Genomic DNA, 254 nt, shown 5'->3' on the forward strand with positions numbered 1-254 from the left:
TGATCCGAGACTATCAGTTTCTTCTGCAGGCAGTGACAAGACTTTTATTTTTCCTGCTGCCGATTTTTTGGGACATTCACTCGAAACTGGGGGCAGATCACCCGGAATTGGTGCCGGTCCTGAAGCTGAATCCGCTGTTCTATATTATTGACGGATTCAGGAACAGTTTCTTAGATGGCCAGTGGTTCTTTCAAGATGTGAAGTATACACTGTATTTCTGGCTGTTCACCTTATTTTTATTAACAGTCGGTTCA

General features: G+C 43.3%; 1 pseudogene. It reads left to right on the forward strand.

The window, feature by feature from the left end:
- A pseudogene (gene tagG, locus R0K30_RS22700) lies at positions 1–254 on the forward strand (teichoic acids export ABC transporter permease subunit TagG); the annotation flags it as partial.

It is taken from the genome of Bacillus sp. SIMBA_154, assembly GCF_046536015.1.
In the GTDB taxonomy this organism is placed as follows: domain Bacteria; phylum Bacillota; class Bacilli; order Bacillales; family Bacillaceae; genus Bacillus; species Bacillus pumilus_P.